Annotated in this window: 1 rRNA gene; it reads right to left on the reverse strand. The window is 54.1% G+C overall.

Annotated elements, in window-relative coordinates:
- A 23S ribosomal RNA gene (locus ABD115_RS16580) occupies positions 1–1,649 on the reverse strand; the annotation flags it as partial.
- Positions 1,650–2,012: the final 363 nt, after the last annotated feature.

The raw sequence follows: 2,012 nt of genomic DNA on the forward strand, positions 1-2,012 counted from the left end.
CTACCTTCCTGCGTCACACCTCACGCTCACCACCCCAGTTCGGGTTCGCAGCCGCCACCCCACATCACCCGAAGGATCCATGAGACTTTGGTTTGCTTAGCACTACTAGTTAGGTCTTGAACGGTTACCAGCCGGTACGGGAATATCAACCCGTTGTCCATCGACTACGCCTGTCGGCCTCGCCTTAGGTCCCGACTTACCCAGGGAAGATTAGCTTGACCCTGGAACCCTTGGTCTTCCGGAGGACGGGTTTCTCACCCGTCTTTCGCTACTCATGCCTGCATTCTCACTCGTGTGGCATCCACGACTGGTTCACACCGCCGCTTCACTCGCCACACGACGCTCTCCTACCCATCCATACGGCTGGACCACGAAGGCCTACCTGTATATGAATGCCACAACTTCGGTGGCGTGCTTGAGCCCCGTTACATTGTCGGCGCGGAATCACTTGACCAGTGAGCTATTACGCACTCTTTCAAGGGTGGCTGCTTCTAAGCCAACCTCCTGGTTGTCACAGCAACTCCACATCCTTTTCCACTTAGCACGCGCTTTGGGACCTTAGATGGTGATCTGGGTTGTTTCCCTCTCGACTATGAAGCTTATCCCCCACAGTCTCACTGCTGCGCTCTCACTTACCGGCATTCGGAGTTTAGCTGACGTCAGTAACCTTGTAGGGCCCATCGGCCATCCAGTAGCTCTACCTCCGGCAAGAAACACGCAACGCTGCACCTAAATGCATTTCGGAGAGAACCAGCTATCACGAAGTTTGATTGGCCTTTCACCCCTATCCACAGCTCATCCCCTCAGTTTTCAACCTAAGTGGGTTCGGCCCTCCACGCGCTCTTACACGCGCTTCAGCCTGGCCATGGATAGATCACTTCGCTTCGGGTCTAGGACATGCGACTGAATCGCCCTATTCAGACTCGCTTTCGCTACGGCTTCCCCACACGGGTTAACCTCGCCACATATCGCTAACTCGCAGGCTCATTCTTCAAAAGGCACGCTGTCACAGCTACAAGGCTGCTCCAACGGATTGTAAGCAAACGGTTTCAGGTACTATTTCACTCCCCTCCCGGGGTACTTTTCACCTTTCCCTCACGGTACTAGTCCGCTATCGGTCATCTGGGAGTATTTAGGCTTATCAGGTGGTCCTGACAGATTCACACGGGATTTCTCGGGCCCCGTGCTACTTGGGATACGCCACACGCAGCCAGGTCATTTCGGGTACGGGACTCTCACCCACTCCGGTCCGCCGTTCCAAGCGGTTCCCCTATAACCTGATCATTCACGCCGGAAACTCAGCAGCGTTTCCAGTAACGTCCCACAACCCCGATGATGCAACCCCTGCCAGGTATCACACACCACCGGTTTAGCCTCTTCCGGGTTCGCTCGCCACTACTACCGGAATCACATGTTGTTTTCTCTTCCTGTGGGTACTGAGATGTTTCACTTCCCCACGTTCCCTCTACCCGCCCTATATATTCAGGCGGGAGTCACCAGCTACGCACGCGCGCTGGCGGGGTTTCCCCATTCGGAAATCCTCGAATCACAGCCCGTTTATCGGCTCCCCGAGGCTTATCGCAGATTACTACGTCCTTCTTCGGCTCCAGATGCCAAGGCATCCACCGTTTGCTCTTCGAAACTTGAAATCACATAAGTAAATTATCTAGAAACGCATCACCAACCCCCAAAGGGAGCGGTGACACGAACCAATGAGACACGCAACAACACCATAAAGGCGTCTGTGCGTGTATCGAAGATGCTCGCGTCCACTGTGTAGTTCTCAACGTACGGTCAATCCCTGGACAGCTAGACAACACGTTCTAGACACCAGGGCTGAAGAAACACAGAACACCCACCCCCAACGGGGCACGTGGCCTGGGTCTCCAGGACCCAACAGTATGCACTCAAAGAAACCACAACACAATCATCCACACCTTTCCAACCACCCAAAGGAGGCGTACTCAATCCAAACAATCGCACTGCAATCTACATCATCAAAATGTTCCACC

This window comes from Leucobacter albus (assembly GCF_039528015.1).
GTDB lineage: Bacteria > Actinomycetota > Actinomycetes > Actinomycetales > Microbacteriaceae > Leucobacter > Leucobacter albus.